This is a genomic window from Desulfoluna sp. (genome assembly GCF_030145185.1).
GTDB lineage: Bacteria > Desulfobacterota > Desulfobacteria > Desulfobacterales > Desulfolunaceae > Desulfoluna.
Map to the genome: position 1 here is coordinate 17,306 of NZ_JAQYWB010000049.1, position 26,365 is coordinate 43,670.

Consider the following 26,365-nt stretch of genomic DNA (forward strand, 5'->3'; position numbering starts at 1 on the left):
CGTCGGTTTTTTGAAAGGACGCCGGCTGCGCATCGGTAAAAGTCCGTCTTCGCCTTCGGCTACGCCGCGACAAGCCCCAAGACTTTTCGGTTGCAAGGAACTCGCATGTGATGCGTTAGCCCGGATATTTCACGAAGGGTGAGAAAATAAAACAGAATACCGTTGATTACATTTTGCATTTTTGAAACGACTAAAAATATGACTGCAAAGAACTGTAATTATGAATTATTCATTAGCTTTGATCGTTTTCTCATGAAATATCCGGGTTAGGGCTTATCCCCTGGGTTCGGGCAGGGCCTCTTCTGATTTTCTTTCCATGCGTCCCATGGAACAGAAAATGCCGAGGACGCTCAATCCGCTGAAGATGACAAAGCCGGTGCGCATGGCGTCGACAAAGGCGGTGGCGGTTTCGGCGGTCACCGGTGCATCTCCCATAAAGAGGGTGAGAATGAAGGTGATGAGGGTCATGGCAGTGAGCATTCCGATGGTTCGCATGGTGGCGATGAGGCTGGAGGCGATGCCGTAATCTTTTGGGGCGACGCTCCCCATGACGATGGTCATGTTGGGCGAGGAGAAGAGGGCGAAACCGATCCCCAGAAGCACGAGGATAGCCAGGAGCATAGGCAGGGGGGTCTCGACTCGGAGGGTGGTGCACAGGGCCAGGGCCACGGCGCAGAGCCCCATGCCAAAGGTGGCAATCCGGGCGGGTGGCAGGGTATCTGCGAGTTTCCCGGACAGGGGGGAGAGGACGGCCTGCAGGAGGGGCTGGGTGACGAGAATGAGGCCCGCGCCCTGGGGGCTGAATCCCTTTACCTGTTGAAGGTAGAGGCTGAAAAAGAAGGTCACTCCGAAGGAGGCCGCGTAGTTGATCAGGGTGGCGAGGTTGCTCATGGCAAAGACCCGGTTGGTACTTAGAAGGCGGACGTTCAAAATGGGAGAGTTGCTTTTGCTTTCCCAGGACAGAAATCCGATCATACCGGCCAGGCCCATGGCGAGGAGCCCCACGTGGTAAGGCCCCTCCTTTAAATGGGTGGCGCCGAAAATCATCGCGAACAGCGCCGCCATGTAGAGGAGGCTGCCCAGCCAGTCAAAGGGCATGCCTTCGGCCCCTTTCCATTCCCCTTTGAGATACCTGAGGGTGAGGAACAGGGAGATGAGCTCCAGGGGGAGGGCAAAGAAGAAAATCCATCGCCATCCGAGGTGGGTGACCATAAACCCTGCCAGGGTAGGGCCGGCGGAGAGGCCCATGTAAACAGCTGCGACAGCGATTCCCATGGCCTTGCCCCGGTGGGCCGGGGGAATCACCGAGGAGAGGATGGCCACGCTGGTGGCCGTGACCATGGAGGCGCCGGTCCCCTGGAGGAAGCGGAAGAGGATAAAGGTACCGATCGATGGGGCCAGGGCCAGCAGAAGGGTGGCGATGATGAACAGGACCGTCCCGAAGACAAAGACCTTTTTTCGCCCGTGGATGTCAGCCATCCGACCGGCAGGCAGCATGATGAGGGCAACAGCCAGGATGTAGATCATCTCCACCATGCCGAGCTGGACAGCCCCGGCGGAGAATTCCTTGCCGATGGCAGGCAGGGCCACACCCACGGCAGACATCATAAAGGGGGTGAGGAATTGAACCACCGATACCACGAAGACGGTGGCGGCAGGGGATGCGGTGTTTTCAGGGGCATTTGAACTCATGATTTGCGGTGTGTCCTTGTTCGTTTCTCTGTTTTTACGTGGATGGGGCGCGAACATCTATTTTGGGTCTCGCGCCTGTTGTTATTTACTCTTTTTGGTAACTATTCAGCTCTAAAAAACGCCTCCGGCGGCAAGCTGAATCGTTACTCTTTTTTTCCGTATTTCGCCGTCATGCCATTGGCCATGATGCGATCCAGAAGAGTGAGCGTCGTCTCTTTTTCTTCTTGGGAGAGTCCGATCACCAGCTCCTCCGATGCATTGCTCAGGACCTTGTAAAACTTTTCCTGCATCGTCCAGGCCAAGGGGGTGGCCGATACGAGTTTTTGGCGGCGGTTTTCAGGATTGACCTCCCGAGAAACCAGCCCTTTTTTCTGCAGCTGGTCCAGGGCTCGGGCCGTGGCTGCCGGGTCGATGCAGAGGGTTCGAGAGAGGGTCTCCTGGGTCACCGGGGGCTGCGCATGGAAGAGTTCTCCCAGAAAGGGAAACTGGGCAGCGGTGATGCCCAGGGCGAGCATGCCTTCCCGGGAAAGGGCTGCGTGCATGCGGTGGATCATCGCAAACCGGTAACCGAACGATGTTTTTCGTGTGGTCGGGCTTTTCATGGCGCTCCTTGAAGGTCTCCTCTCTTACTGTTGATATGTCAATTATTGACATGGCAACAATAGGGCGAGTGATGTTCCTTGTCAAGAGATTCTTCTTGAAGTGCCCGGCTCCTGATTCTGCACTTATATCGGCATGGATGAAGGGGGGCGCGGGTCCCATCTGTCGCAGGTGATTTTTTGAAAGGGTTACAGAGACCATTCCCAGTAGGTTAAAAAGGCCTCAAAGTCGCGCATGTCTGATGCTTTCCTGGCCCATGGTTTGAGGCTTGTGTAGAACTCGGGGCCGTCCTGTCTGTTTTGGCCAAGTTTTTTGTCTTCGCCAATCCGCCAGTCGAAGGCCCACCAGCTCATCAGAAGGCGTTCCCGTGGCTTTTGACTTCCTTTGACGTAGCCTTTTCGGGGACCTTCTGTTTCATAAAAAGACGTGGATTCTCCCTGGTTAAGGGGCAGTGTTTCAAGGGTGGCGAGGGGTTGGAGAGCCGCGCTGAGGGTGGGGTAATCCCGCAGGCTGTCCCCTGGGGTCAGCCAGATGTCCTTCACCCGGTGGGTGTCGTCTCTGATCAGAATCGTGAGGCGGCGGTGTTCCCTGGGGTCGTCCCTGAGGTCAAGGTATCCGGGCAGACTCTCAGAATGAACCGTCTGCCGACTTTTTTCCCACCCGTTTGGAAAACACGCTTCGGGCAGGGACGAGGTGGGGACAAAGGCCAGGTAACAGCCGCAGGTGTGCACGCTGGTATAGAGTATCGGCAGGTTGCGGCTGTTCAGGGTGACCACCACGATCAGCCCGACATTTTTTCCTTTTCCCAGGTGGTAAGGAAAAAATCCGCCGGGAATGTTCTCGAAGTGGACGCGGTAGATCAGGTTTGTATACCTCTCTTTTGAGGTAGCGAATGCCCTTTTTTCAGCATAGATCGTCGCCTTGTCGGGGGTGACGTAGATCCGCTGGCTGTGATCAGGCCTTATCTCGGCACGGGCCGAGCCGATGAGGTTGTGTCTTTTTTCAGGGTGTTCGATGACAAATGCGGGGGCATGGCGTTCCAGGAGGGTTGGGCTGCCCTTGACCGCGAAGGTCACGCCGTCGCTTGGGGGAGGTCGTGTGGGGATTGTGGTGCAGGCAGAGAAGGCCAGGAGCATAAGCAGGGGAAGAAGACCCCTGGGTGGGTGGATGGATCGATGCATGGAACCCCCTCTTGAACGTTTTTTTTGTAACTATTCAGCTTGTGCCTCCGGCGGCCCTGCCGAGGGCTAAACTTTTTAAAAGTTTACCAAACAGGTTTTAAAAATTAATCGTAACTATTCAGCTACCCATTTTTTCTTTATGACCCCGGTCTGACAGCACCCTACGCTTTTCGTCTTCCCCGCGCAGGCGGGGATCCATGTATGAAAATCCGTATCGTCCTCATTTTTAGAATGAAGTACCGGGTGGATGCGTAGGGTGCGCCGTGCGCACCGTCAGGCGTATCGTAAACCGGAAACACCGCATTTTGAAATAAGACTCGTGGTCATCGTTAACTTGCGAGGCCGATGGTCCTCTCTACGGTAGAAGGTGCGGGAGCCGCACCCTACGCGGTGATGAAAAGACGTGACGTATTGGCATTTGAATCTTTCTGTAATCCGCTTTCAAGGTGGCGCCACCTTGCCGCCGGAGGCAAACAAGGCCATTTTATCAGATTTTTGTTCCCATGGGCTTTCGGGCCGCAAAGAGGAGGGCCCAGCTATCGTCGTCAAAGGCGGTTGTGGTCTCCTTCAGACCGCAGGCATCGCAGGCGGTCTCCAACTCGTGCTGGCTGAGGGAGTGAGACGGATAGCCCGAAAGAGTGGCGTGGAAGGCCATGAGGGCGTTGATCGGGTTCGGTTTGCCCTCGGTGGGGGCCATGTGGTTCAGGACAAGCCATCCCCCCGGTTTGAGGGAACGGCTCAGCTTGCCGATCACCTCGCTCATGCGCCCTTTCCAGCTGTACAGGATGTGGGAAGCAAAGATGATGTCATAGACTCCGTCGGGGGATTCTGTCTCTAAATTAAGATTTTTCACCTCCATCCGCTTGGCGTAGCCGTATTTTTCGTGGAGCTTGCGGGCCGGTCCGGTGACATGGGGGAGATCGCATACGGTGGCGTAGAGACGCGGATTGGCATCGAGAAGAGCCATGCTGTAGAAGCCGTGATTTCCTCCCATGTCGCAGAGGGTGGTGGCTTCATCGAAGCCGGGCAGGTTTTGGACAAAGGAGAGGGTGGCCTGCACAGGTCCGCGCAGGGAGGCGCGCCCCATGCCCTCCAGGACTTCGGGAGTAGCCCACCCCTTTTCCATTTTCTCTTTTTCTCCGTGTGCGTTTTTCATCCGGGATGGAATATCGGAGAGGGCCGAGTCATAAAGCCCTGTGAGCATGGAGATGAAGGGGGCCTGGCAGTTATCGGAGGACTGAACGAGATATTGGTGTGCGCACGGGGCATTCTGATAGGCCCTTCCCTCTCGCTCCACCAGCTCGAGACTGCGCAGGACCTCCAGCAGGGCTTCGGTCTGGTGCGGCGTCGATTGGATGATCGCCGCCAGCTCCTCAGGGGTGGCGGGGCCTTTGGACAGTTCATCAAACAGGCGGAGCTCCATGGCGGCTTGAAGAATTCGCGTGCCGCATCCTGCGGCGAGGATGCGATGGACAGGGCGGAAGGGGGCGGTGACGTGTGGGATGTGCATTCGGGTCCTCTCTTCTTGCGGGGGCAGTGCAAGGGCTTTTATGGATGAGGCCGAGGGGCCTCCGGGAGAGTGCCTGACCTCATATTCGATAAATTCAGGCACATACACGGCATAGGTGTAACGGGTGTAACGAGGACTCATTGAGTAAAGGTACCTGGGTCCTTTGCCTTATTCTGGACGGGTGCATGAATTTTTAATCATAGCATTAATCTGATTGTTTTAAAAATAGTATGGGCGTCGGGCCATTCCCTTTGCTGGTAGGGACAATCGCCGGAAATCCGGACGTTTCTGTGTATTATTTTACTACTCAAAATTGTTTAGGTGAGGCTAAAACCTCTTGACACTTCATACTTGCTATGGATAAAGAAGATATGTCAAAGGGAGATGGAGACGGGTTGATTTATGGTGCCTCTTCGTTCGCTTTGGTGATTAAAGATCCGCTTTTCCCGGTCTTTATCCTGATGGACAACACGTTTGAATTTTTTTAAATGAAGGGACAAGAGGGCATGATACCTGAACAACATCGCCATATACTCCGAAAGATCGAGGAATTGTATGAAGACCTTTTTTCTCATGATGGCTACGGTCAGATGGAACTTGAGATGCGGTTTCTGAAAAAAGGCCAGAAAGAGATTATCATTCGATGCGGGAAAGACTATCGGTACGTGGTGGACTTTACCCCGCCTGCAGAAAATCGGCCCGAGGCCGTGCGACGTGGGGCCACTCCAGTGAGCCCCGGGTGATGGCTGGGGTGTCGCGCCTGATGTTTCGATACCTGGCCTGGGGGCTTCCCGCTGCCATGGTATCCTGTATAACCCTGCCGCCCGATTCTTCCCCTGGGGCACAGGCAGCATGTTTCTGGTTTGCTGTCCTCTTCTTTGTCGCGATCGCAGCTCATCTGATGGACGTCACTGTCCGGTGGGAATCCCAATGGCCGGAAGGGAGAAAACGCTCCTTGGCTTTTCTCCTTTCCGGCTCCCTTCTTGTGTGGGGCCTTCTTTTCTATACAGGCAGGGCCGGGCTTTGGAGGGGCGGGGTGCCGGCCATTGTTTTCAGCGCCAATCTTCTCCTGATGGCAGGGCTTGTGGGGCGCTGGCTTGCCTCGGGAATTCGCCGGCCTTCTGAACTTCTCCCTGTTTGTGCAGTGGTCTGCGCTGCCGATCTGGTCAGCTTTTTTAAGGGTCCCACCGGCGCCATGGCCGATGGGGTGGCGGCGTACTATGCGGCTGGCATGGTGGGCCCCCCTCCGTGGGCGGATTTTCTCCTGGTGAAAATTCCGGTGCCGGGTATTTCCAACTGGGTTCCTCTCTTCGGCGTGACGGACTGGGCTGTTGCGGCATGCCTCACCGATGCCTATCGTCGGCTTTCTCTCGATCGGGCAGGGGCCAGGGGGGAAGGGGCGTCGCGGGGCGTAATGAATGCCTTTCCTTCGCCTGCTGTGGCGGGGCTTCTTGCGGCCATTGTGCTGGCTCATGTTACCGGGCGTTTTGTGCCCGGGATGCCCATGATGGTTCTCTTCTATCTTCCCGTTCTCCTCGCCCGGTCACGGCAGGCCAGGAGGCCGCGAAGGCATGAAGTTTGGCTTGCTTTACTTTTTCCTCTGGTTATTGCGCTGGCAGGGCGTCTAATGTGATTTATTATGGAAGTTAAAAAAAAGTTAGGGGAGACTAAAAAATACTTGACGTATCTGCTTATCAGGGGTAAAAACAGATCATCAAGGAAGGCCGAAGCCCATTGACCCGGTCTTCTTGAGCCACGTCTCCTCCGACGCAGCAGATCCTCTGGGTGGATTGTTTGCATGATGTTTAAAACATGTGCCGGTGATTCCCTGGAAGGATGCTGCTTCTTTGTCTGCAAGCCGCGCAAAGCCTCATCCCTCTCGATCCCTTTTTTCCAGCATTTTTTTATCCCATCGTGCAGCGAACCACGCCTCGGGTCAGGGTCCTCTCCTTTGTTGTTGCCTCGGGAGTGGGCCCTGCACCCGACGGATCGCCGGCTTTTAAAAAAGTCACTTTACAGCGGCTTTGACCGCTTCGCTTTGCTTTTTTGCAGATCGACTCTGCTGAGATAAATCGGCACCTGCCGGTTTAAAATATAACTACAGGAAAGGAGTTCAGTAAAAATTGGAAAAAAAGTCGTCCCACCTGTCGCGGGAAAATGGCCCGGAAGGGGGATGCCTGCAGCCGGAAGAGGCTGCGGATCGGACAGGCAAAAAGGCAGTCCAGGCCCGTGCGGGCGGAGCGGTCTTTGCCTGATGAGAGCCTTCGGGACGTCCCCGCGCGGCTCATCCGTTGCAAAGAAAAACGACAGTGCTGCAGACTCTGAGGGTGGGTTGTTGACACGACTTTTGTGGAACACCATTTAGGAGAAAACGATGAAAACACAGACCCACGACATGCAAAAAGAGCAGAAAAATCCGAAGAAGAGCCAGGATGGCTTTACCCTCCTCGAAATCCTTGTCGTCCTGACCATCATGGGCTTCCTCATCGCCATGGTCGCCCCCAGATTGGCCGGTATTTCCGGCGGGGCCGTGGACACCGTGTGCGACTCGAATCAGAATCGGATGGTGACGTATATGTCTTCATTTTTTGAGCAGACGAATCGGTTTCCCAATAAGCTGACCAACCTGGTGATTGAGGATGGTATTATTGCCGCAGGGACAGCTGGGAAATATCAGATTCCCATGACATCTGATCAGGATCCTGAGAATGGAGCGGAAGTTCTTGCCGCCGAGTTTTATGAGAGAAACCATTTCCATATCCACGTGTTGAATGACGATGAGGCCAAAGAGCTCAAGAAGATGGGGATCGTCAAGGTGTTTAACTTGAATGACTACAGCGGCCAGAATGATGCCGGCGATGATTTCACCGGTGATGAAACCACGAATGATATTGCTAATGATCTTGTTTTGGCTGCCGACCGTAAACCCGTCATGGAGTCGGTTACTGTTAAAGAAGACCTGGGTGTTGCTATGGTCGGTTGTGGTATCGCTGACGCCAATTTTGTTGCAACCAATAAAACCGAGCGCGGCTGGGGAGAGCCTGAATTTATTGGCCGTATCGTTTTGGGCATGGGCCCTGAGTGCAGCCTCATCACCTCCGGTATTATCGGCAATGCCGCCCATTGTCCCGGTGGGATTCAGAACACCGACAATTGCACCTACAATGATTACAGTCTGGTTCTGCCCAGGCTGGAGGCGACGGCTGCAAGGATGAGTGATGCCACAATAGGTGCCGTGTTCATTCCTATGGATGGTGACACTGATGAATCCGGTATTCAGATCAGCTGTTTGTCCTACGATGATGCACCCACCAGTGGTTACGATTACGTCGGCAATACTGAGAACTTTAGATATCGTCAGTTTACGATTGATGAAGCTCAGGAAGCTTGGCAGTTTGCTACTCAGTGCCCCGAGGGACATATGTACCCCGAGGATGACGGTGAATTTTGGGGGATCGATTTTGCTCCGACGACCCCTGCTCACGGTGGGCCTAGTGCTGGTTCTATCGACGGTTAAGGCGTCCCTGTTAGTTTAAAGTGACATACTGCGGGGAGGGCAGCTTCCCCGCAGTTCTTAATCCGTTTTAAGTCTGATGTAAGAACTTTGGCGTAAAATGTCACACGCCGTGGGTGCCTCGTGAACCCTGTAGGATGGGCAAAGGGAATGCCGTGCCCATCGGGCGCGGGGGTAACCGTCCACGCCAGAGAACGGTGCCGGTCCATCGATATTTTCGTCATTATCAGCGATGCGGGTGCCCGATGAAAGATGGGCACGCTTCGCGCTTTGCCCATCCTACGGGCCGTCGTCGTGCGGATAATGACGGTGGCTGAGAAAGGATGGTAATCAAAAAAGCCATTGCGGCGGCTTATGTTTTTGTTCCGTCCTCATTTTTCCCGGTAAGAGGGAACCCATAGAGTGGGCCGAAACGATGATCAAGGTCATTTTTTTAACAGCCAGACCGGATGCGCAGGGGCTGCTGTATAGCTTTTCAAAACCTGTTTGTTAAACCCGTCGTTATAAAATCAGGCAAAAGTTTGGCCCCCGGCAAGGCCGCCGGAGGCGCTTTTGTTTAATGTTTAAAGTGATGTGATGATGAGACGTAATTTCTTGGATCCAACTGGTTTTACCCTCCTCGAGATCCTCGTGGCCCTGACGATCCTCGGTTTTTTAACGGCCATGGTGGTTCCGGCCATGGGGGTGATGGACAATCGGGCGAGGGCGGAGGAGACGGTGAAGCGCATGGAGCGGATCCGGCGAGCGATGCTCGGGGACCCGGATCGCTACGATGAGAAGGGGAGGCGGATCATCGGGGGGTACGTGGGGGATATGCGGAGATGGCCGGAGTTGTGGGAGGCGCGGGCGGAGATCAGGCCAAAATGTGGAGATCCTGATTGGGATGATCCCGCGGGGCCTGCCGAAGGCCTCGGCCAGGGACCGGGGTATGATCTAAGCCCCATCAAGGCTTTTTACAGGCCATCGGGGCGCTTCGTGAAGGGGCGGTGGCGGTGGAATACTCCCTATAGAAAGCTTGAAAACCGCTCCGATAGCAACGACCACATCGGCGGCCTGGAGACGGAAAACGAGGGCCAGCCCCGAGGGCTCTGGACGCGGTATACGGAAGATTTAAATTTTACCGTGAAAGGCGCGTCTGCCGGCGTGGGGGATTACGAACCACCGGGAACGGTTGAAGGCAGCGACTGGAAGGGGCCGTATCTCAATCCTGCCCTTGATGAGAACCTCAAAGATGCCCTTCATTTTGCCGATGATGAGGCTTCATATGAAGCCCTGGAGCCGTTTTGGCACAACTCGGGGCCTCACAACGGGTTCGAGACCTGGGAAGACGGAAGCTATGAACCGACGTCAGAGCTTGGAGAGCTTTTTGACGAAAAGGAGAGTTTTCGGCTCCTCCAGAACGACGGCCGCCTGGCGGACGGATGGGGGCGGGCGTTTCGGTTTTTTATCACCGAGGACAAAGACCGGGCGGGGAGTACGATTTTTTGGATTATCTCTGAAGGCCCGGATTATGAAGGGCGGTACCCCACCAAGGGAAGCTGCCCCCCCCTTACCTGGGACGATGATCCTGATGACACCATGGGACAAGCCTACGATCCGGACGATACGTACAATGCGGACAACATCGTGATGAAGCTTTTCTCCTATGATTGGGAGGCTGTTTTCGAAGAGGAGAAAAAGGAAAAAGAGGCCGCGACTCGCAAGCGTCTTGAGGTCATTCGGAAGGCCGTTGTGGGTGAAGCGCCCACAGGCCTGAATTACGGCTTTACCGGCGATCTTTGCCGGTTGCCGAAATTGTTCAGGTGGGAAGGTTCGTCCTGGGACGATGCGGATGAGTCGAATGCCTACACCAAAGGCCAGCCTCGGGGGCTCTGGACCGATACCCCGAATACCGCTGATTCGGGTGATGATCTTCCCGAATCAACCTCGGGCATCGGCTGGCGGCATCGGTCCCTGAAAGAACCGGGCGGGATCGAAGACGAAAATGTTCTTCAAGATGCCTGGGGAAGGGATCTTCTCTTTTTTTATGACGGGGCAGGTGACGCGCTGCTTGTGTTGTCACGCGGGGCGGATGGAAAATTTAATTTTTTGTCAACCAACCCGGAGAAAACAGAGCCGGAGTCCCTGACGGAAGCCGTGGATACCTCCGGTTACGATCCGTCGGTGGTATGCAATCAGGATAACCTTCACCTGCTTATCGATCAAAGCGATTGGATGCCGGGTTTTTTCCGTCTCGCTAAACTGACAGTGTTCAACGCAACAGCCAATGTAACCAAACTTAGATTTTTTCGAGGGGGCACAGACGCAGCCTCGGAGACGAAGATGGCGGAGAGCCTTGTGGACGCCGATGCGGACACCCAGGTGGATGATTGGGTTGTCGGCGACGGGACAGTCCCCGCCTTGGTTTTTAATGACACCACAGCAGAGAAAGCCGTTACGGGCGCGCGGTACCTGGTGATCTGGAATGATACCGATATCGATGCCGAAGGATTAAACACACCCGATCCCGGCGAAGAGGGCATCACCATCATCTACCCTCTCCTTGGCGTTTCGGGGAGCGGGCAACAGGGAGAGCTGACCCTTGATGTGGGAGATTTTAAGGGGTTTTGACTCTTATCCCAGCTCTTTTTCGTTTGTCGTATCCGCCTTTGGGAGGCTCAGCTCCCTTTTTTGAGAGTGTGAACCCGAACTGAATGAATCAACACAAATCCCCTTGTCTCCGAAAGCGTTTTGCTCAGGTGCGGCGTGGGCGACGCCGAATCAAAAAGCCGCACCGGAGTGCGGCGCTCCGTTTCAGCTCGGCTTTCTGTTGAGGCTTTGGATCTGCTCATGAATTTGCGGCGAACGGTCCGTCTACGCCTTTGGCTACGCCGCGACACGTGCATAACCTCGCCCATCACGCGAATGCGGACGCATTACAGCCCAGGGTAACGACACCCGCGGCGCATTCGCAAACCAGCTTTCAAGGTGGCACACCTTGCCGCCGGAGGCTTTTTTTGGAGATTTTTTTATTGTTCCCGTTTTTAGAAAAAAAGATCCTTGCGGTGGAGACGTCTGGAGAGACCATCCGGGCGGCACTCATCGTGAAAAAGGGGCGAACGCATGAAATCCGGGATCTGGTCTCCCTTGTGCGCCCGTCCCCCGAGGACGACTTGCCGGACATCGGGATGATCAAGGAGCTTGGGGTGAGGCTGGGGGTCTCTGAAGGGCCTGCGGTTTTTGTCACCTCCATGGCGCGGGCCGTGGAGATTCCCATGGACGGGGCCCGGGTCTATGAGATGAAGCAGTACGAGCTTTGTGAGGCGGTGAAGTGGGAGGTGGAACCTTACACCGGCGTGACGGGGGACAACGCCCTGGTGGGCGTCTCCGTTGCGTCCAAGGCAGCCGTGGAGCCGGGGATGATTATCCCGGATGACGATGACGAAGAGACCCTGGTGAACGTCTCGGTGCTGGAAAGAAACGTCTATCGGGCGGTTAAGGAGAGATTCAAGGCGGCCGGGTTTTCCCTGACGCGGATCTACCCTCCGGACGTTTGTTTCTATATGCCCTTGTATCTTGCGCCCCATGAGGAGGCCTCACGTGCCATTTTAGAGATTGGCGTGGATTACTCCAATTTCGCCATTCTTCGCGGGGGGGCTCCTTTACAGATCAACACCCTCAATATCAGTTACGAAGCCTTGAAGGAGCTGCTCTCCGGTGAGTCGGAGAGCCCCGATCTCGAAGAGACGATCAAATTTACGGTGGGACAGGCCCCCGGCCCGCTTCCCCTCGTGGTGAGCGGGGTGGGCGCGGGGGATCCCGAGGTTGTCTCGTATCTGGCTGGGGTGGTTCCCCATGGCGCGGAGCCCCTGGAGATCAGGAAAAGCGCAGGGCTCAGGGGGGGCGAGGCCGCGCAGAATTCTGCTTTTGCGACGGTCTCCGGCGCGGGCATTCGGGAACTCAAGGCCGGAAGCACGCGGAAAATTGGCATTAGCGATGAGGAAGCCCTGGTCCTGAAGGTGAAACGGAGCGCCTATCTGATGCCCCTTGTGGTGATGGTGCTCCTTTTTCTGGTGCTCTTTTCCCACTATGAGTACATGCGCTTCAGGGAAGGGACTCTGAAAAAGGAGATGACGCACTATAAGGCAGTTTTAAGCGAGAAAAAAGCGACGAAGGCTCATTATGAGACCCTTCTTACCCGATCCAAAAAGCTTCGGGATGAGATTGATTTTATCAAGAAACGTATCGCCTTTGCCCAAGGGGACGCAGATAAAAAAATAGACCACCTGATCCGTGTGATGGAAGGGGTGGCTGATGCAGCGCCATCCCGCGTTGTTCTTACTGATTTCACTCAGAACGGGGAGCGGCTTTATACCCTCTCCGGGGAAGCCGGCAACCTCACCTCGGTGGGGGCATACGCCACCGGCCTGCAGGCGCTTGCCTGGTGCGAGGTGGCTGAGATGAAGGAAATCAGACAGGTCGGTGCTTCTTTTGCCTTCCTTTTTTCGATTCAGACGCAGGGGGCTTCGGAGTGAAGAAACTGACCAAGCTAGAAAAATTCGGCATGGCAGCGGCTATCGTTGTCATTGGCACCTATTTCTATATGGGCAAGGTGTACGACCCCCAAGCCGCCTCACTTAAGAAGACGGTGACCTCCCTTAATAAGATTATTCAGGAGATCAACGCCATGGAGGAGGTAAAGTCTGAGCGCAGTATTCGGAAAACCGTTGAAAAACGTGAAGCAGAGCTGGCTGTGTTGAAGGAGAACCAGGGCGGTTCGGTAAGGCAGACCGGGGATGAATCTGAAATCACGACCCTGATGACGGACATCAACCAACGCATCGAAGGCAGCGGGCTGAAAGCCCTTGCCATTCTCCCCATGGGAGAGGCGGAAACCGGTCTTCTCGGAGGGTTCAAAAAGTATTCACTCCAGATCAGCGGGCGCTATTATCCCTTCCTTGGTTTCATAAAGGGCCTTGAATCCATGGAGGATGCCGTGGTGATTGAACATATTACCATGGAAAAGATGGATGACGGGCTGCCCTTGAGGATTTCCCTGGACTTGATGATTTAGCTTAAAAAAATGGTAACGATTCAGATCCAAAAAAAGCCTCCGGCGGCAAGGTGTGCCACCTTGAAAGGAGGTTGCAAATGCGCTTTGGGGTTTCGATTCGCCCAAGATTGATTTTTAAGACCTGTTTATCAAACTTTTCAAAAGTTTGGCCCCCGGCAGGGCCGCCGGAAGCTTTCTGGAATTCTGTCAAGTAACTGTAATGATGCTTATAAAACGAGATGTGCCCATGAAAATGAGATGTGCTGTGTTTATTGTGCTGATGGTGGCCGGTTTTGTCCGGGTCTCCTTTGCTGAGCGGAGCCCCTTTGAGGTGCCTGCCGTGTCGAAGGATCGTTACAATTATGCGGAGGCTCTGAAGGAGGTCACCCTTAAAGGGGTTGTTTCAACGGAAAAAGGGGGCTGTGCGGTTTTTGAGAGAGGGGGGACGGAAGGGGAGGCAGAGGCCTCGATGTCTATCTATAAGCTTGGAGAAAAATTAACGGTAGTCCGGGATGGCCTTGAGCATGATTTCAGAGTTGTCTCCTTCGACGGCAAGGTCGTTCATCTTACGGCCGAAAATAAAGAGCATTTTGAGGTGACGCCATGAGGGGGGGGCGGGGGGCCGCAGGGCTCATGGTCTTTTTTTGTGTGGCTTCTCTGGTTTCGGGGTGCAGCCACGGCAAGGGCCTTCGCAAGCCGCAGAGCCATGGCGGGATTTTTTCTTCGGTGGAGCGGGCCAAACCTGCCCCTGTTGTTGAGGCATTACCTGAAGCGGACCTCGGCGATGGCAAGCCCATGGTGAAGGTGATTCGCGGAAAAGAAGTCCCTGACATGGAGGCGGCCCGCAGCCTTCTGGGCGAGGCGGAATACCGGGTGGAAGGCCTTGGGGCCTCCATTGATCACCTTTACCTTAAAGGCGTAACGGTTCGGACTCTTGCGGAAATCATGACAGAGCTCTCCGGCTATAACGTGGTGGCGTCCAACGAGGTGGCGGCTAAGCAAATAACCCTTTTTTTAAAGAACCTCACCTTTCGGGAGGCCATTGAGACCCTTTGCCGCCTGAACAACCTCTGGTACCGCGAGGGGCGTCAGGTGGTGACCCTGATGACCGAGGCCGAGTACACCAAAGACATGGTGTCCCGAAAAAACGAGAGCACCCGCGCCTTTTATGTGCGGTATACCAACGCCGCCGACATGGCCAAGATTATTGCCGCCGCCATGGGGGATCAGGTGGTGCTGGCGGCCGTAAAGAACGAAAAGGTTTACGGGTATCTGGAGGAAGACGACGACCCGGACGTTTCTGTGGAGAAAACGGAACGGGCGGTGAACCTTGCCGAGGGGGCAGGGCTTATCCCCGTGTCCAGGATCCTGGCAGAGGACGGGGGCGAGGGGGGAAGGCATTTTGCAAAGATCAAAGAGAGGCATTCTGAGCGCCTGGCCGTGATCACGGTCTCCAAGCGAAACAACTGCGTGGTGGCCCGTTCCGTGGATGAGGCGATTTTAACGGAGATCGGTAAAATTATCGAAGCCCTGGATACCCCCACGAACCAGGTGCTTCTTGAGATGAAAATTCTCCAGGTGACCTTAGGGGATAAGTTCGAGTCCTTTTTTCAGATGGATTATGAGGGGAAGGGGAACCCGGGCGCGGGAGGGAAATTTTTCAATCAACTGGTGTCCATGCCCGGGCTGGGGCTGTCGTCTACCACCGCCGGCTATCTTTTCGCAAATAATAAGTTGAACGCACGGGTTCAGTTTTTCCAGAGTCAGTCCCGGGCGGACATTATCGCCACCCCTTTTCTCATGTGCGCCAACAACAGCTCCGTGGAGTTTTTTGTGGGGGAGGAGACCCCGCTGCGCGACGAGGTGACCACCAAGACCGTTACCCTGGGCGAATCTGAAAACACGGTGACCACCTTTGAGGTGAAGATCAAGCGGGAAGAGCTCGGCACGGACGTCACCATCGCCACCTTTATTAACGAAGACAACACCATCACCCTGGACATCGACACCGAGATCTCCTCGGCCAACCTCAACATGACGCAGATCGGTGTCGTCAACGAAGAGACCGGGGAGGTGGTGCCCTTTCCCCTGGACGGCATCAACACCAACAAGATCAAGTCCATTGTCTGCGCCCGGTCGGATCAGTCCATCGCCATCGGCGGCATTATCCGCGAGGTGGATAACGTCATAGAGACCAAGGTCCCCATCCTGGGCGATATCCCTTTTCTGGGGATGCTCTTTAAAAAGAAAATTGACCACAAAACCAAAACCGAGACGGTGATCATCCTGACCCCCCATATCATCACCCATCCGGCCCTGGCCGGAAAAACCACGGAGCGTTTTTTGAAGCGGAAAAGCTCCCACCCTCAGATCACCCGGGGTGAGGAGAACCTGTTGAAGTTTGAGCTGCAGGGAAAATGAAAAGCATGAAACACGTGCCCCTGGCGGCGAGGGTGGCGAAGCCACTTTAACGAAAAACAGGCCTTGGTCATCGTTTGGGCTGCGGCCTTTAAAAAACCGAGAAAGACGAACCGAAACGGAGCGCCGCACTCCGGTGCGGCTTTTTAGTTCGTCGTTACCCATGCCGCACCGGAGTGCGGCGCTCCAGGGGACAAGGGTGTTCAGGTCGTGATGTAGACATGCTGATGGCCGAAACGATGATCGAGGCCGAAAAACATCTTGAAAGCGGGTTGGGCAAACAATCAGAACCATTGGCAGCACTGCGTTATGTAGGGTGAATTTGATGTGCCAAGACGATAACGATCAATATATCGAAATGATCCGGAAAATTAAGACTGTTTCTCTCGTTCCCAGGCTCCGCCTGGGAATGCTTTCCGGAGGCTCTGCCTCCATGTTTGAAACCACCGCTGCCTGTGAATTCAAACCTCACGGCTTTCCACACAGGCAAGGCGGATCCTTGCGAACGACACCCCCAGGCAGAGCCTGGAAGCGAAGAAAGGTCACGTTTTTCGAAATACGAAATCGGTATTTTTTGCAGAGACGGTTGCCGGATATCACCCTTTGCACGAATGCCTCGAAAGCATTCAGAGAACAGCGATTTTCATGCATTCGTCATAGGGTTTCAAGGTGCCCCCACCTTGCCGCCGGAGGCTTTTTTAAAGCCCTATCAAAAACAGGAGAGATGATGATAACCGATGGGAATGTGATTGCCATGAAAGAGCGAAAACCGGGTTCCATGGACGCCCTTTTTGCCGAAACCCTGGCGCGGGGCGCCTCGGATCTTCATATGAACGCCAACATGCCACCGGTTTTCAGGGTCAAGGGAGAGCTCATGCCCATGGCGTGTGAACCTTACAGTTCTGCTGAGATTTTTGAGCTGCTCCAGGCCATCCTGACGGAACGTCACAAGAAGGTCCTGGAGAAGAATTTTTCAGTAGATTTTGCCGTGAGCGCTCCGGATATCGGCCGGTTTCGTGTGGCGGCTTACTACCAGCGGGGGGCGGTGAGTGTGGCCTTGAGGATGCTGGCCGACGGCATCCCCACATTTGAATCCCTGGGGCTGCCGTCGGCGGTGGGGAAGCTGGCGGAGATGCGTGACGGGTTGATTCTTGTGACGGGGGTGACGGGATCGGGAAAGTCCACCACCCTGGCCACGGTCATCGATCATATCAACGAGAAATCACGGCAGAATATCATCACCATCGAAGACCCCATCGAGTATGTGCACATCAACAAAAACTCCATCATCAACCAGCGGGAGCTTCACTCGGACGTGGCAAGCTTTGCCGATGCCCTGCGCGATTCGTTGCGTGCGGATCCGGACGTGATCCTTGTGGGGGAGATCAGGGACTTAGAGACCATGCGCACGGCCATCATGGCTGCCGAGACGGGGCACCTTGTCTTTTCCACCCTCCACGCCCGGGATTCTCTCTCTTCGATTAATCGGCTGGTGGGGGCCTTTCCGGCGGACGAGCAGCCCCAGATAAGGCAACAGCTCTCTTCTACCTTACGGGCCGTCGTCTCCCAGCGGTTGCTGCCCAATGTGTCGGGGGCAGGGCGTATCCCCGCCGTGGAGCTGATGTTCTGCACGTCCGGCATTGCCAACCTCATCCGGCAGGGAAAAGACGACATGATTTATTCCGCCATAGAGACGGGCAAGTACGATGAGATGCAGACCATGGAGCAGTCCCTGGTGACACTGATTCAGTCCGGCCAGATCAGCATGGAGACGGGCCTTGCCGCGGCAAAGAACAAGAACATGTTGAAACAGCGCCTTTCGTCATGCCGTATGAACCCCATGGCGTTGACGGGGTGCCCGGGGCGCGGCACCGGTTGCCCGAGGGGACGAGGATAGATGGCAGGTTTCGAACGATTCGGGGAATATCTGGTTAGCCGAGAGCTGGTCTCTCGGGATGCTCTGACGGGGCTCCTGGCGACCCAGCGGCTTGTGAAGGAACGCATCGGTCTCCTGGCCGTCCGGGAGGGGCTGATCACAGACGATCAACTTGCCGAGGCGCTCTCGGGCCACCTGGGCATTCCCCTGATGGGGGAGATGGTGACGAACATCGAGCGGGGGGTGGTTGAGGCGATCCCTAAAAAGATGGCCCTCAAGGCCGAGGTGCTTCCCGTGGGGACCGGCGAAAAAGGGGAGCTGCTTCTTGCCTGCAGCGGTCCGGTGCCCAAGGGGGTGCTCCAGAATATGTCGCGGCTTGCCAGGCGGCAGATTCGGTTGGTGCTGACCACCCCGAAAAAGCTGAAGAAGATGCAGAATCTTTTCTTCAGTAGGGATTACGATACCTCCATCAAGATCAACACCGCCGTGGCCGTGGAGGATATCGGTTTTGGTATCGAGATTGTCGAAAAAATCCTTCTTCGCGCGGTGAACCAGGGGGCCTCGGATATTCATGTGGAACCCGGCAAGGAGGCCCTTATTGTCCGGTTTCGCGTGGACGGGGTGATGTTTAAAACCGAGACCCTCCCCTTTGACCTTGCGTCTAAGATTATCTCCCGGATCAAGGTCCTCTCCAGCCTGGACATCGCGGAAAAGCGAAAACCCCAGGACGGCTCTTTTGCCTTTGCCCCGCGGACGTTGAATGTGGATATCGACCCGGTGAATATCCGTGTGTCGATCCTGCCGGTGATCCATGGTGAGAAGGCCGTGCTGAGGATTCTGCCGCCCCATGACGAGGCGGTGGATCTTGCCGGAATTGGGATGAAAAAAGATCTCTATGAACGGTTTGTCGAGTCACTTCAGTTGCCCCATGGCATCGTCCTGGTCACCGGCCCCACCGGCTCGGGAAAGTCCACCACCCTTTATGGGGCCTTAAAGCTCCTGCGCAGCGACACGATTAACATCACCACCCTGGAAGACCCGGTGGAGCTCACCATGCAGGGAATCAACCAGACCCATATCTCCGGGTCGGAGAAGATCTCCTTTGCCGATGGCCTGCGCTCTATTTTGCGGCAGGACCCGGACGTCATCATGGTGGGGGAGATCAGGGACGCCGAGACGTTGAATGTCTCCCTTCGCGCCGCCATTACTGGCCATATGGTGCTGTCTACCCTTCATACCAACGACGCCCCCAGTGCGTTCAGCCGGTTGCAGGACATGGGGGCCGAGCCGTTTCTGGTGGCGGCTTCCGTTCGGGCGGTGCTGGCTCAACGGCTGGTGCGTCGCGTTTGCCCGGCCTGCCGGGAGACCGTCGAGATCTCCAGGCTGGAAAAGGAGATGTTAGGGCTTCCCCTTGATGAGACCTTTACCTTCAACCGGGGGCGTGGGTGCCCGGAGTGTGCGCACAGGGGCTACCGGGGGCGGTGCGGCCTCTTCGAACTTTTTTTTATGGAGGATGAGATCAAGGAGATGGTGGTGGAGGGGCGCTCCTTCGGAGAGCTTGCAGAGTACGCCACCGAGCACCTGGGGTTTACCACCCTGAGGCAGGACGGTATCGAAAAGATCAGGCAGGGCATCACCACCCCGGAAGAGGTGATGCGCGTGACCATGGAGTAACTTATGCCTTTTTATACCATAACGGCCGCAGCGCAGGACGGGCGTACTTTTTCCCGTACCGTGAACGCACGGGATGAATCCTCAGCCGTCGAAGAGCTGAGAAAAGACGGGCACGTCATCATCGATATCTTCGAGGAGCGCGGCGGTGAATCGCCCGGCTTTCAGATGAAAAATTTTCAGTTTCTTACCGCCATCTCCCGGGTGAGCAATAAAAACCTGATTCTTTTCTTCCGAATGCTCTCCTCCCTGATCGCCTCGGATGTGACGATCACCGAAGCCCTGGTGATTCTCCATGAACAGGAGGAAAATCGGAAACTCAAGGCAATCATCGGAGATATCCGGGAGCATATCGAAGGGGGCATCCCCTTAAGCGAGGCGTTTGAGAGGCATCCGAGTGTTTTTTCCGGTCTTGTCATCAACATGATTCGTGCCGGAGAACTCGGCGGAATTCTTGATGTGGTCTTAGAGCGCATTTCAGAGTACCTGGAGTCCAAAGCCGCATTAAAGTCCAAGATGATCATGAGCATGATCTACCCGGCCGTGGTGCTCGTGGTCTCCATTGGGGTGATTATTTTTCTCGTGGCCTTTGTTATCCCCCGGTTCGCAGGCCTCCTGGGGGGACGGAAGCTGCCCGCCAATACCCAACTTCTTCTCGATATGGCCGGGTTTCTCACCGACAACGCCCTGCCCCTTGTTGCCGGGTTTGCCGGGAGCATCGTGGGACTGATCGTGCTGATGATGACCGAACCCAGTCGGCGGATTATCGATCGGTATAAAATTTATATCCCCGTCATTGGCCCGGTGATCCGCTACGGGGTAATCGTTCAGTTTTCAAGAACCTTTGCTTCTCTTCTTGAGAGCGGTATTTCCCTTGTGGACGCCCTTAAATCCACGGGGGCGACCATCACAAACCTCGCAGTCAAAGAGATTATTGAAAGGATGACCGGAAATGTGCTCGCCGGAGAACCCCTCTCCACCGTGGTGGGGGAAACCGGCTTTTTTACCCCCATGGTGAAAGCCTTGACCAAAATTGGTGAGCACTCAGGGCTCCTGGATAACTCCATGGTGACCATCGCCGAACTCCATGAGCGCATTTTAGAAGAGAAGATCAATCGCATGAGCGCCATGATCGAACCGGCCCTCATCATCTCCCTGGGCGGGATCGTCGGCTACGTGGCCTGGGGCCTTATTGCCGGTATGCTGGCCATGTACACCGGGTAGGCCAGGACAAAAAGCAGCCAGGGGATAAATCCCCTGGACCCAAGGTTCGCGAATGCTCCCGGCTCGCTTGTCGCGCCGTAGCCCGCTGAGGGTGTGTGGGTGGTGACACCCATCAAACGGCGAAGGCGGATTCCTCGAGCCGATCACATTCGCTGACGGGCTGCGCCCGTGGTTAATGGTATGGAGTTCATAAAAGAACAGGGTGTGCGTGAGACATCCTGTCTGAGTGTCAAAAGAGTCTGTCTTTACAAAATAAAAACTTGTTTATCAAACCCAGCCTATAAAACTTGGCAAAAGTTTGGCCCCCGGCAGGGCCGCCGGAGGCAACTTTTCAATGAAAGGACCCTGGTATGAAACGTTTTATCGTTATTGTTTTTCTGGTTGTCGCACTCGTGGGATGCACCTCGGATGAAAAAGGCTCGGAGGTGGCGACCTTTAAGGGTGGAAATTTAACCGTGGAAGACCTGGAAGCCCATCTCCGGAAGCTGAAAAAGGAGAAGCGGTATCGGAACAACCCGGAGCTGCTGACCCGGGAGTTTGTCTACGATCACGCCTTGAACATGGAGATGATCATCGCCGAAGGCCTTCGGCGGGAGCTCCACCTGGACCCAGCCATTCGTCAGGAGATTCATGGCTTCATGGCGGACCTTTTCTTAAAGGTGCTCCAGGACGAACTGGTTCCCAAAATTGATCGGGAGGGCATCACCGACGAGGAGGCCCTCGCTTTTTATAAGGACAATTTGGACCTATATACAAAAAAACCCATGTACAGCGTCTCCCTTATTAAATGCGAAAAAAAAGACGATCTGGAGCGGGTCCAAGAGCAACTCCTGGCGGGCTCCATCACTTTTGAGACGGCCGCCTCTACTCACTCCGAAGATAAGGTGTCGGCCCCCCACGCTGGGGCCATCGGCAGCCGCGCCCTCTCCCGCTTCAGGCCGGACTGGCGAGAGGCAATCCAGGGGCTTGCTGTCAACGAACTCTCACCCCCAAAAGAGATCGGTGATGCCTGGTACCTCTTCAAGCTGACCGCCAAAACCGAACCCAAGCTCTCCCCCTTTGAAGAAAAACAGGCCTATGTCGTCAATGATTTGCTTTATGCCACATACCGGGACGCCTGGGAGACCACCTATGATCGCCTGAAACAAGAGTTCGGGGTCGAAGTAAATGAGGCCACCCTCGAAAAATTCAAAGCGACGCCAACCATGGCCAAGGGTGGGTGAGCCACAGAGGGCTTAGAGGAAAAGCCAAGGGCGTGCCTCCGGCGGCCAGGGGATGATCCCCTGGACCCCAGGTTGCGAATGCTCCCAGCCCTCGTACCTCGGGCTGATCTCATTCGCTGACGGGCTGTGCCTGGAATAACTCCGGCGAATTGGGGTGATTCTTTGATCCTCATCAGCACCGGCCGTTCATGCCCTTGCGACACCCGTTGCCACTCCTCACCCGTCACGCGAATGCGGACGCGAGGTGCATAGAGTACCGACAGCCTGGGCGCATTCGCAAACCCGCTTTCAAGGTGGCGTCACCTTGCCGCCGGAGGCCTGCTTTTTTACACAGGCCCATAAGGAGATGATGATGATGAGACATGTAATCGTATGGACTTTTTTGTTTGTGTTTTTTTTGGCATCCAACGCCATGGCCCACTCCACCCAGGGACGATTGAAGGTGGACCTTAAAAAAGATCAACCGACGGTGGACGATGTGGCGTTTTATGTTGAGTCCTACGTGAACCGGGAGAAGTACGCCCAGAGCGGCAAGGTGACCAAAAACCGGTTTATCGTGGATGATTTTTTGCGCATGGATTACGCGCCTGGCAGTGCCACGGTGACGTTTCGGGTCCTTGATAAAAAAGAGAACCGGAAATTTGAGGACACCGTGGTGCTGAAACGGACGAACAAAAAACGCTGGATCAACGAAGCGGATGGGGACAAGGTGGTTTATACCTTCGTGAACAAGGCACTTTACAATTACACCCACTACATCCTCCCCGGATTAGGCGTTACGGCGCTTCTGGCCTCTTTGAGCTATCTCTCCACGTTGCTGCAGAAGCGGCGTCGCCTTGCCCACGGAAAGGGCCGCGTATTGGAGACCTCTGAATGATCGAGATCATGCGGCGGCTCATCGTCGGCGGCATGGCCATCGGTGTGATTGTCGCCAACTCCGATGAGGTGACCCGCTTCTTTGACGAGACCATCGCCATGGCACAATCCATCGCCACGGCCGGGGACATGCGGAGCATCGGAGACATGCTCGACTATGAGTACATGAAAAAGGGGCGCTTCCCGCCAAAAAAGGCTTTTAAAGCATGGCTGGCCCGGACCTTTGCCGAAAATAACCTGAAACCCATGACCGAAGACCACTGGGGAACCCCCTACCTCTATGAGGAAGCGGGCAGGAAAGCCTACCAGCTACGCAGTGCTGGCCCGGACAAGATCCTGGGGACCTTCGATGACATGATTCGTACGGGGCCGTAGGGCAGGGGCCGAAAATCAGCCTCCGGCGGCGAGGTGAGCCACCTCGAAAGCTGATTGCCATTGCAGCGGGTGACTATGTGGGCATTTGCGAAGGTTTTCATGAAAATACCGAAAACCTGTTTATCAAAGCTTCACTTAATCAAACAGGCCAAAAGTTTGGCCCCCGGCAGGGCCGCCGGAGGTATTTTTTGTCCACCCGGCACAACCCAATAAGGAGACAGCACCATGGACGTATCGTACGGCAGCGGGATGGAGGGGCAACCGCGGAGGCGTTATCTTGTGAACACGAGGTTTCAGGTCAATCACATCCTCAGCATCAGCGTGATGGTGATTTTCGCTTTTTTGGTCATCTCCCTGTGCATGGGGTGGTTTTATCTTCATTGCAGCGATGATCGGTTGGTCTGTCACCACAACGCCACGATTCTCTGGCGGGTAGGGATTATTTTTCTTTTTTTCATGACCGGGATGATGCTCTGGTCTATCCGGTACACCCGGGCCATTGCCGGTCCCATCGAGACCCTGTGTGAGACCCTTAAAAAGGCGGAGAACGGTTCTTTTCCGGAGCATCCTGTCCGCTTCCGCCGCCATGATCTCTTTAAGCGGCTGGCTGCTCCTCTGACCGCATGCCTGACCTCCATGCAGAGGACTCGGACCACCCTGGATCAGACCCTGGATCGCCTCGAAGCCCTTCGGGGTGACCTGGCTCAGGAACGTATGGTGTCTTCAGAGATAGAAGAGGCTCTGGAGGTCATTGTTCGACAAGGCAGGGGAGGCGCATGACAGGGAACAGGTGACGAGAAAAAATCGTCAGGTGACGGGCAGCGCCTTTCGAGACGGAAACCCACAGTCCCTTTGGTGGGGATGTTTTTATCAATACACCCGAATAGTCAGTGGCTCAGTCAGACCCTGTGGATGCGTTGGCTGTAAAGAAAAATCGTTTGAAAAGGAGAGACACATGCACCCAAAGCACACCCAAAAAAGAAAGCAGCCACGTGAGGCAGGGTTTACCCTGCTGGAGATTCTTGTGGTGCTCACCATCATGGGCTTTCTCATCGCCATGGTCGCCCCACGGCTTGCCGGCATCTCAAGCACGGCCTCGGGGACGGTCTGCGATTCCAACAAAAACCGGGCCAAAACCTACATGTCCTCGTTTTACGAAAAATTTAATCACTATCCGAATCGGGTCACGAATATCGTGATGACCGATGGGGCGGATGTCGCTGCGGCCAACGCCGCGGCTGCCGGTTACCAGATCCCCTATTGTTCCAATGAAGACCCGGATGACGGGCCGGAGGTGCTTCCGTTTGGGCATAATAACCTGTATAAATTCATGATTCATCGGTTGAGTGCTGAGGAGGCCAAGGAGTTGAAAGGGCTGGGTATTACCACGGTGCTGAATTTGAATGATTATGCGAGCGGTGCTGAAGGGCTTGATGGGGCGGCTGATGTCAAGGGCAGACAAACTTCAACGGACCACAACAGCGGCCGCGTGAGCAACTGGGCGGATGTCGCGGCGATTACCACCAAACGGCCCATGCGGGAGGCGTGTTCGGTGGAGGCCGGTGTGGGGGTTGCCATGTGCGGATGCGGCATTGACCAACCCGGAACCGGTTTGACCTATTGCCAAGCCGAGCGGGGGTGGGCCGAAGAGGATATCTTTGCACGGATGATCTTCGGGCTCGGCCCGGAGTCGGCGCTGGTGACCTCGGGCATCGTGAACAACGCCGCCCATTGCCCGGGAAGTATCCAGAACGCGGATAACTTTACCTTTGGTGAGTATTACCTTATTTTACCGAGGCTTGAGGCGACGGTTGAGAGGCTGGCTGATTCCGGTGTGACCTATGCCCCGTTGTGGGGTAGTGGATGCAACCTGGACCACGATCACCTGTCCGCCGGTACCCTTGAGGCGGTCTCCTGGCCGAAGAAGGGACCCCAGCCGTCTAAACCCTATAATATCACGGGTAATACATCGCACTTTAAAGTGAGGACTGGGCTGAATCTCCACGAAGCCATGGAACCCTGGGATTACGATACGAATCGCCAGCGGTACGATGAAGTCTGGGGGATTGATCTCGCCAACTCCAACCATGGGTTGAACTGATGATAAAGGAGGTCATAGACGGGCATTTCTATGGCTTCAGTCGTTGATTTCCCTCGTTCCCAGGCTCCGCCTGGGAGCGAAAAAACATAGCGGCCCACGCACTTGCGACGCACCGTGCCGACCGCCACTCTCCCGGCGAATGCGGACGCATTTCAGCCTCAAGAGACGCCGTCCAATGCGCATTCGCAAACCCGCTTTCAAGGTGGCGCCACCTTGCCGCCGGAGGCACGTTTTTGCCCCGAATTTTAACCATAGAAGGCATTTTTTAACATTTTTCCGGAGACACCATGAAGCTGAAAAAAATCACCTCCTTGACCGCGCTGTTCTCTTTTGTCGTTCTGACGATCTCCTCCATTGTTCTGTACGTTATGCCCCATGGCCGGGTGGCGTACTGGGCCGACTGGCATTTCTGGGGGCTTGCCAAGGCCGACTGGGACAACATGCATATCAACAGCGGTATTTTGTTTCTTGTGGCGGTCTGTATTCATATCTTTCTGAACTGGACGCTTATTTTGGCCTATATCAACAACAGGGCAAAGGACGTGAAGCATGTTACCGGCGAGTTTATGGGGGCATTGGTCCTGACCCTTGCCGTTGTTGTCGGGACATACCTGATGGTCCCCCCGTTTACCTACACCCTGGAGTTGAGCGAATCCTTGAAAGACAGGGGAGAGATCCTGTATGGAAATCCTCCCTATGGTCATGCCGAGCTTTCGTCCATCTATGTCCTGTCAAAAAGAATGGGGTTGGATCCTGAGATTTCAATGGTGAACCTTAAAAAGAGTGGCACGAAGGTGACGGGTGTGGATCAGAGTTTGCTTGAGGTTGCCAAAGCAAACCAGACCAATGCCAAGGCTATTTATCAGGTGATGAGTCAGGGGCAGGAAGGGAGGAAGAAGGGCGATAGGCGATAGGCGATAGGCGATAGGCGATAGGCGATAGGCGATAGGCAAAAGGCAAAAGGCAAAAGGCAAAAGGCAAAAGGCAAAAGGCAAAAGGCAAAAGGCAAAAGGCAAAAGGCAAAAGGCAAAAGGCAAAAGGCAAAAGGCAAAAGGCAAAAGGCAAAAGGCAA

Annotated in this window: 22 protein-coding genes; 18 read left to right on the forward strand and 4 right to left on the reverse strand. The window is 55.1% G+C overall.

Annotated elements, in window-relative coordinates; translation table 11 throughout:
- Positions 1-273: 273 nt before the first annotated feature.
- The 4 genes from Q1Q75_RS15655 to Q1Q75_RS15670 form a co-directional block, all read right to left on the reverse strand.
- Complete coding sequence (locus Q1Q75_RS15655; protein WP_300672519.1) at positions 274-1,692, reverse strand: MFS transporter; 1,419 nt, start codon at positions 1,690-1,692, stop codon at positions 274-276.
- A 143-nt stretch (positions 1,693-1,835) separates the two neighbouring features.
- Complete coding sequence (locus Q1Q75_RS15660) at positions 1,836-2,294, reverse strand: MarR family transcriptional regulator (protein WP_300672521.1); 459 nt, start codon at positions 2,292-2,294, stop codon at positions 1,836-1,838.
- 186 nt (positions 2,295-2,480) lie between these two features.
- Positions 2,481-3,473, reverse strand: coding sequence for a hypothetical protein (locus Q1Q75_RS15665; RefSeq protein WP_300672523.1), 993 nt, complete (start codon positions 3,471-3,473; stop codon positions 2,481-2,483).
- Between the two features lie 487 nt (positions 3,474-3,960).
- A complete protein-coding gene (locus tag Q1Q75_RS15670; RefSeq protein WP_300672525.1) occupies positions 3,961-5,124 on the reverse strand; it encodes a methyltransferase dimerization domain-containing protein in 1,164 nt (387 codons plus the stop codon).
- A 365-nt stretch (positions 5,125-5,489) separates the two neighbouring features.
- On the opposite strand from Q1Q75_RS15670, the gene Q1Q75_RS15675 reads away from it, so the two are divergent.
- From Q1Q75_RS15675 to Q1Q75_RS15760, 18 genes are all read left to right on the forward strand, one after another.
- The gene (locus tag Q1Q75_RS15675; protein WP_300672527.1) at positions 5,490-5,726 is read left to right on the forward strand and encodes a hypothetical protein; all 237 of its coding nucleotides are present in this window, start codon (positions 5,490-5,492) and stop codon (positions 5,724-5,726) included.
- Between the two features lie 20 nt (positions 5,727-5,746).
- The gene (locus Q1Q75_RS15680) at positions 5,747-6,616 is read left to right on the forward strand and encodes a hypothetical protein (protein ID WP_300672529.1); all 870 of its coding nucleotides are present in this window, start codon (positions 5,747-5,749) and stop codon (positions 6,614-6,616) included.
- A gap of 490 nt (positions 6,617-7,106) precedes the next feature.
- Entirely contained in the window at positions 7,107-7,238 is a 132-nt protein-coding gene (locus Q1Q75_RS15685) for a hypothetical protein (protein WP_300672531.1), read from the forward strand.
- Positions 7,239-7,357: 119 nt separating this feature from the next.
- Complete coding sequence (locus Q1Q75_RS15690) at positions 7,358-8,500, forward strand: type II secretion system protein (protein ID WP_300672534.1); 1,143 nt, start codon at positions 7,358-7,360, stop codon at positions 8,498-8,500.
- 591 nt (positions 8,501-9,091) lie between these two features.
- A complete protein-coding gene (locus Q1Q75_RS15695; protein WP_300672536.1) occupies positions 9,092-11,107 on the forward strand; it encodes a prepilin-type N-terminal cleavage/methylation domain-containing protein in 2,016 nt (671 codons plus the stop codon).
- 401 nt (positions 11,108-11,508) lie between these two features.
- Positions 11,509-13,011 (forward strand): PilN domain-containing protein, encoded by a 1,503-nt coding sequence (locus tag Q1Q75_RS15700; RefSeq protein WP_300672538.1) that lies wholly within the window; start codon positions 11,509-11,511, stop codon positions 13,009-13,011.
- Positions 13,008-13,550 (forward strand): type 4a pilus biogenesis protein PilO, encoded by a 543-nt coding sequence (gene pilO / locus Q1Q75_RS15705; protein WP_300672540.1) that lies wholly within the window; start codon positions 13,008-13,010, stop codon positions 13,548-13,550. The genes Q1Q75_RS15700 and pilO overlap by 4 nt, the downstream gene beginning before the upstream one ends.
- A 226-nt stretch (positions 13,551-13,776) precedes the next feature.
- Complete coding sequence (locus tag Q1Q75_RS15710) at positions 13,777-14,136, forward strand: hypothetical protein (protein ID WP_300672542.1); 360 nt, start codon at positions 13,777-13,779, stop codon at positions 14,134-14,136.
- A 26-nt stretch (positions 14,137-14,162) separates the two neighbouring features.
- Positions 14,163-15,950: a hypothetical protein gene (locus Q1Q75_RS15715; RefSeq protein WP_300672544.1), complete on the forward strand. Its 1,788-nt coding sequence runs from the start codon at positions 14,163-14,165 to the stop codon at positions 15,948-15,950.
- 721 nt (positions 15,951-16,671) lie between these two features.
- Positions 16,672-17,844, forward strand: coding sequence for a type IV pilus twitching motility protein PilT (locus Q1Q75_RS15720; RefSeq protein ID WP_300672546.1), 1,173 nt, complete (start codon positions 16,672-16,674; stop codon positions 17,842-17,844).
- Positions 17,845-19,497, forward strand: coding sequence for a type II/IV secretion system protein (locus tag Q1Q75_RS15725; RefSeq protein WP_300672548.1), 1,653 nt, complete (start codon positions 17,845-17,847; stop codon positions 19,495-19,497).
- A 3-nt stretch (positions 19,498-19,500) separates the two neighbouring features.
- Positions 19,501-20,718 (forward strand): type II secretion system F family protein, encoded by a 1,218-nt coding sequence (locus tag Q1Q75_RS15730; RefSeq protein ID WP_300672551.1) that lies wholly within the window; start codon positions 19,501-19,503, stop codon positions 20,716-20,718.
- Positions 20,719-21,068: 350 nt separating this feature from the next.
- A complete protein-coding gene (locus Q1Q75_RS15735; RefSeq protein ID WP_300672553.1) occupies positions 21,069-21,941 on the forward strand; it encodes a peptidyl-prolyl cis-trans isomerase in 873 nt (290 codons plus the stop codon).
- 352 nt (positions 21,942-22,293) lie between these two features.
- Positions 22,294-22,818 (forward strand): hypothetical protein, encoded by a 525-nt coding sequence (locus tag Q1Q75_RS15740; protein WP_300672555.1) that lies wholly within the window; start codon positions 22,294-22,296, stop codon positions 22,816-22,818.
- Positions 22,815-23,192 carry a type II secretion system protein GspG gene (locus Q1Q75_RS15745; protein ID WP_300672557.1) on the forward strand — a complete coding sequence of 126 codons (378 nt, stop codon included), beginning with the start codon at positions 22,815-22,817 and terminating at the stop codon, positions 23,190-23,192. Before Q1Q75_RS15740 ends, Q1Q75_RS15745 begins: the two co-directional genes overlap by 4 nt.
- A 225-nt stretch (positions 23,193-23,417) precedes the next feature.
- The gene (locus tag Q1Q75_RS15750; RefSeq protein ID WP_300672559.1) at positions 23,418-23,972 is read left to right on the forward strand and encodes a hypothetical protein; all 555 of its coding nucleotides are present in this window, start codon (positions 23,418-23,420) and stop codon (positions 23,970-23,972) included.
- A 175-nt stretch (positions 23,973-24,147) separates the two neighbouring features.
- On the forward strand, positions 24,148-25,293 hold the full coding sequence (locus tag Q1Q75_RS15755; protein WP_300672561.1) for a type II secretion system protein: 1,146 nt from the start codon (positions 24,148-24,150) through the stop codon (positions 25,291-25,293).
- A 287-nt stretch (positions 25,294-25,580) separates the two neighbouring features.
- Entirely contained in the window at positions 25,581-26,207 is a 627-nt protein-coding gene (locus tag Q1Q75_RS15760; RefSeq protein WP_300672563.1) for a DUF4405 domain-containing protein, read from the forward strand.
- Positions 26,208-26,365 lie beyond the last annotated feature (158 nt).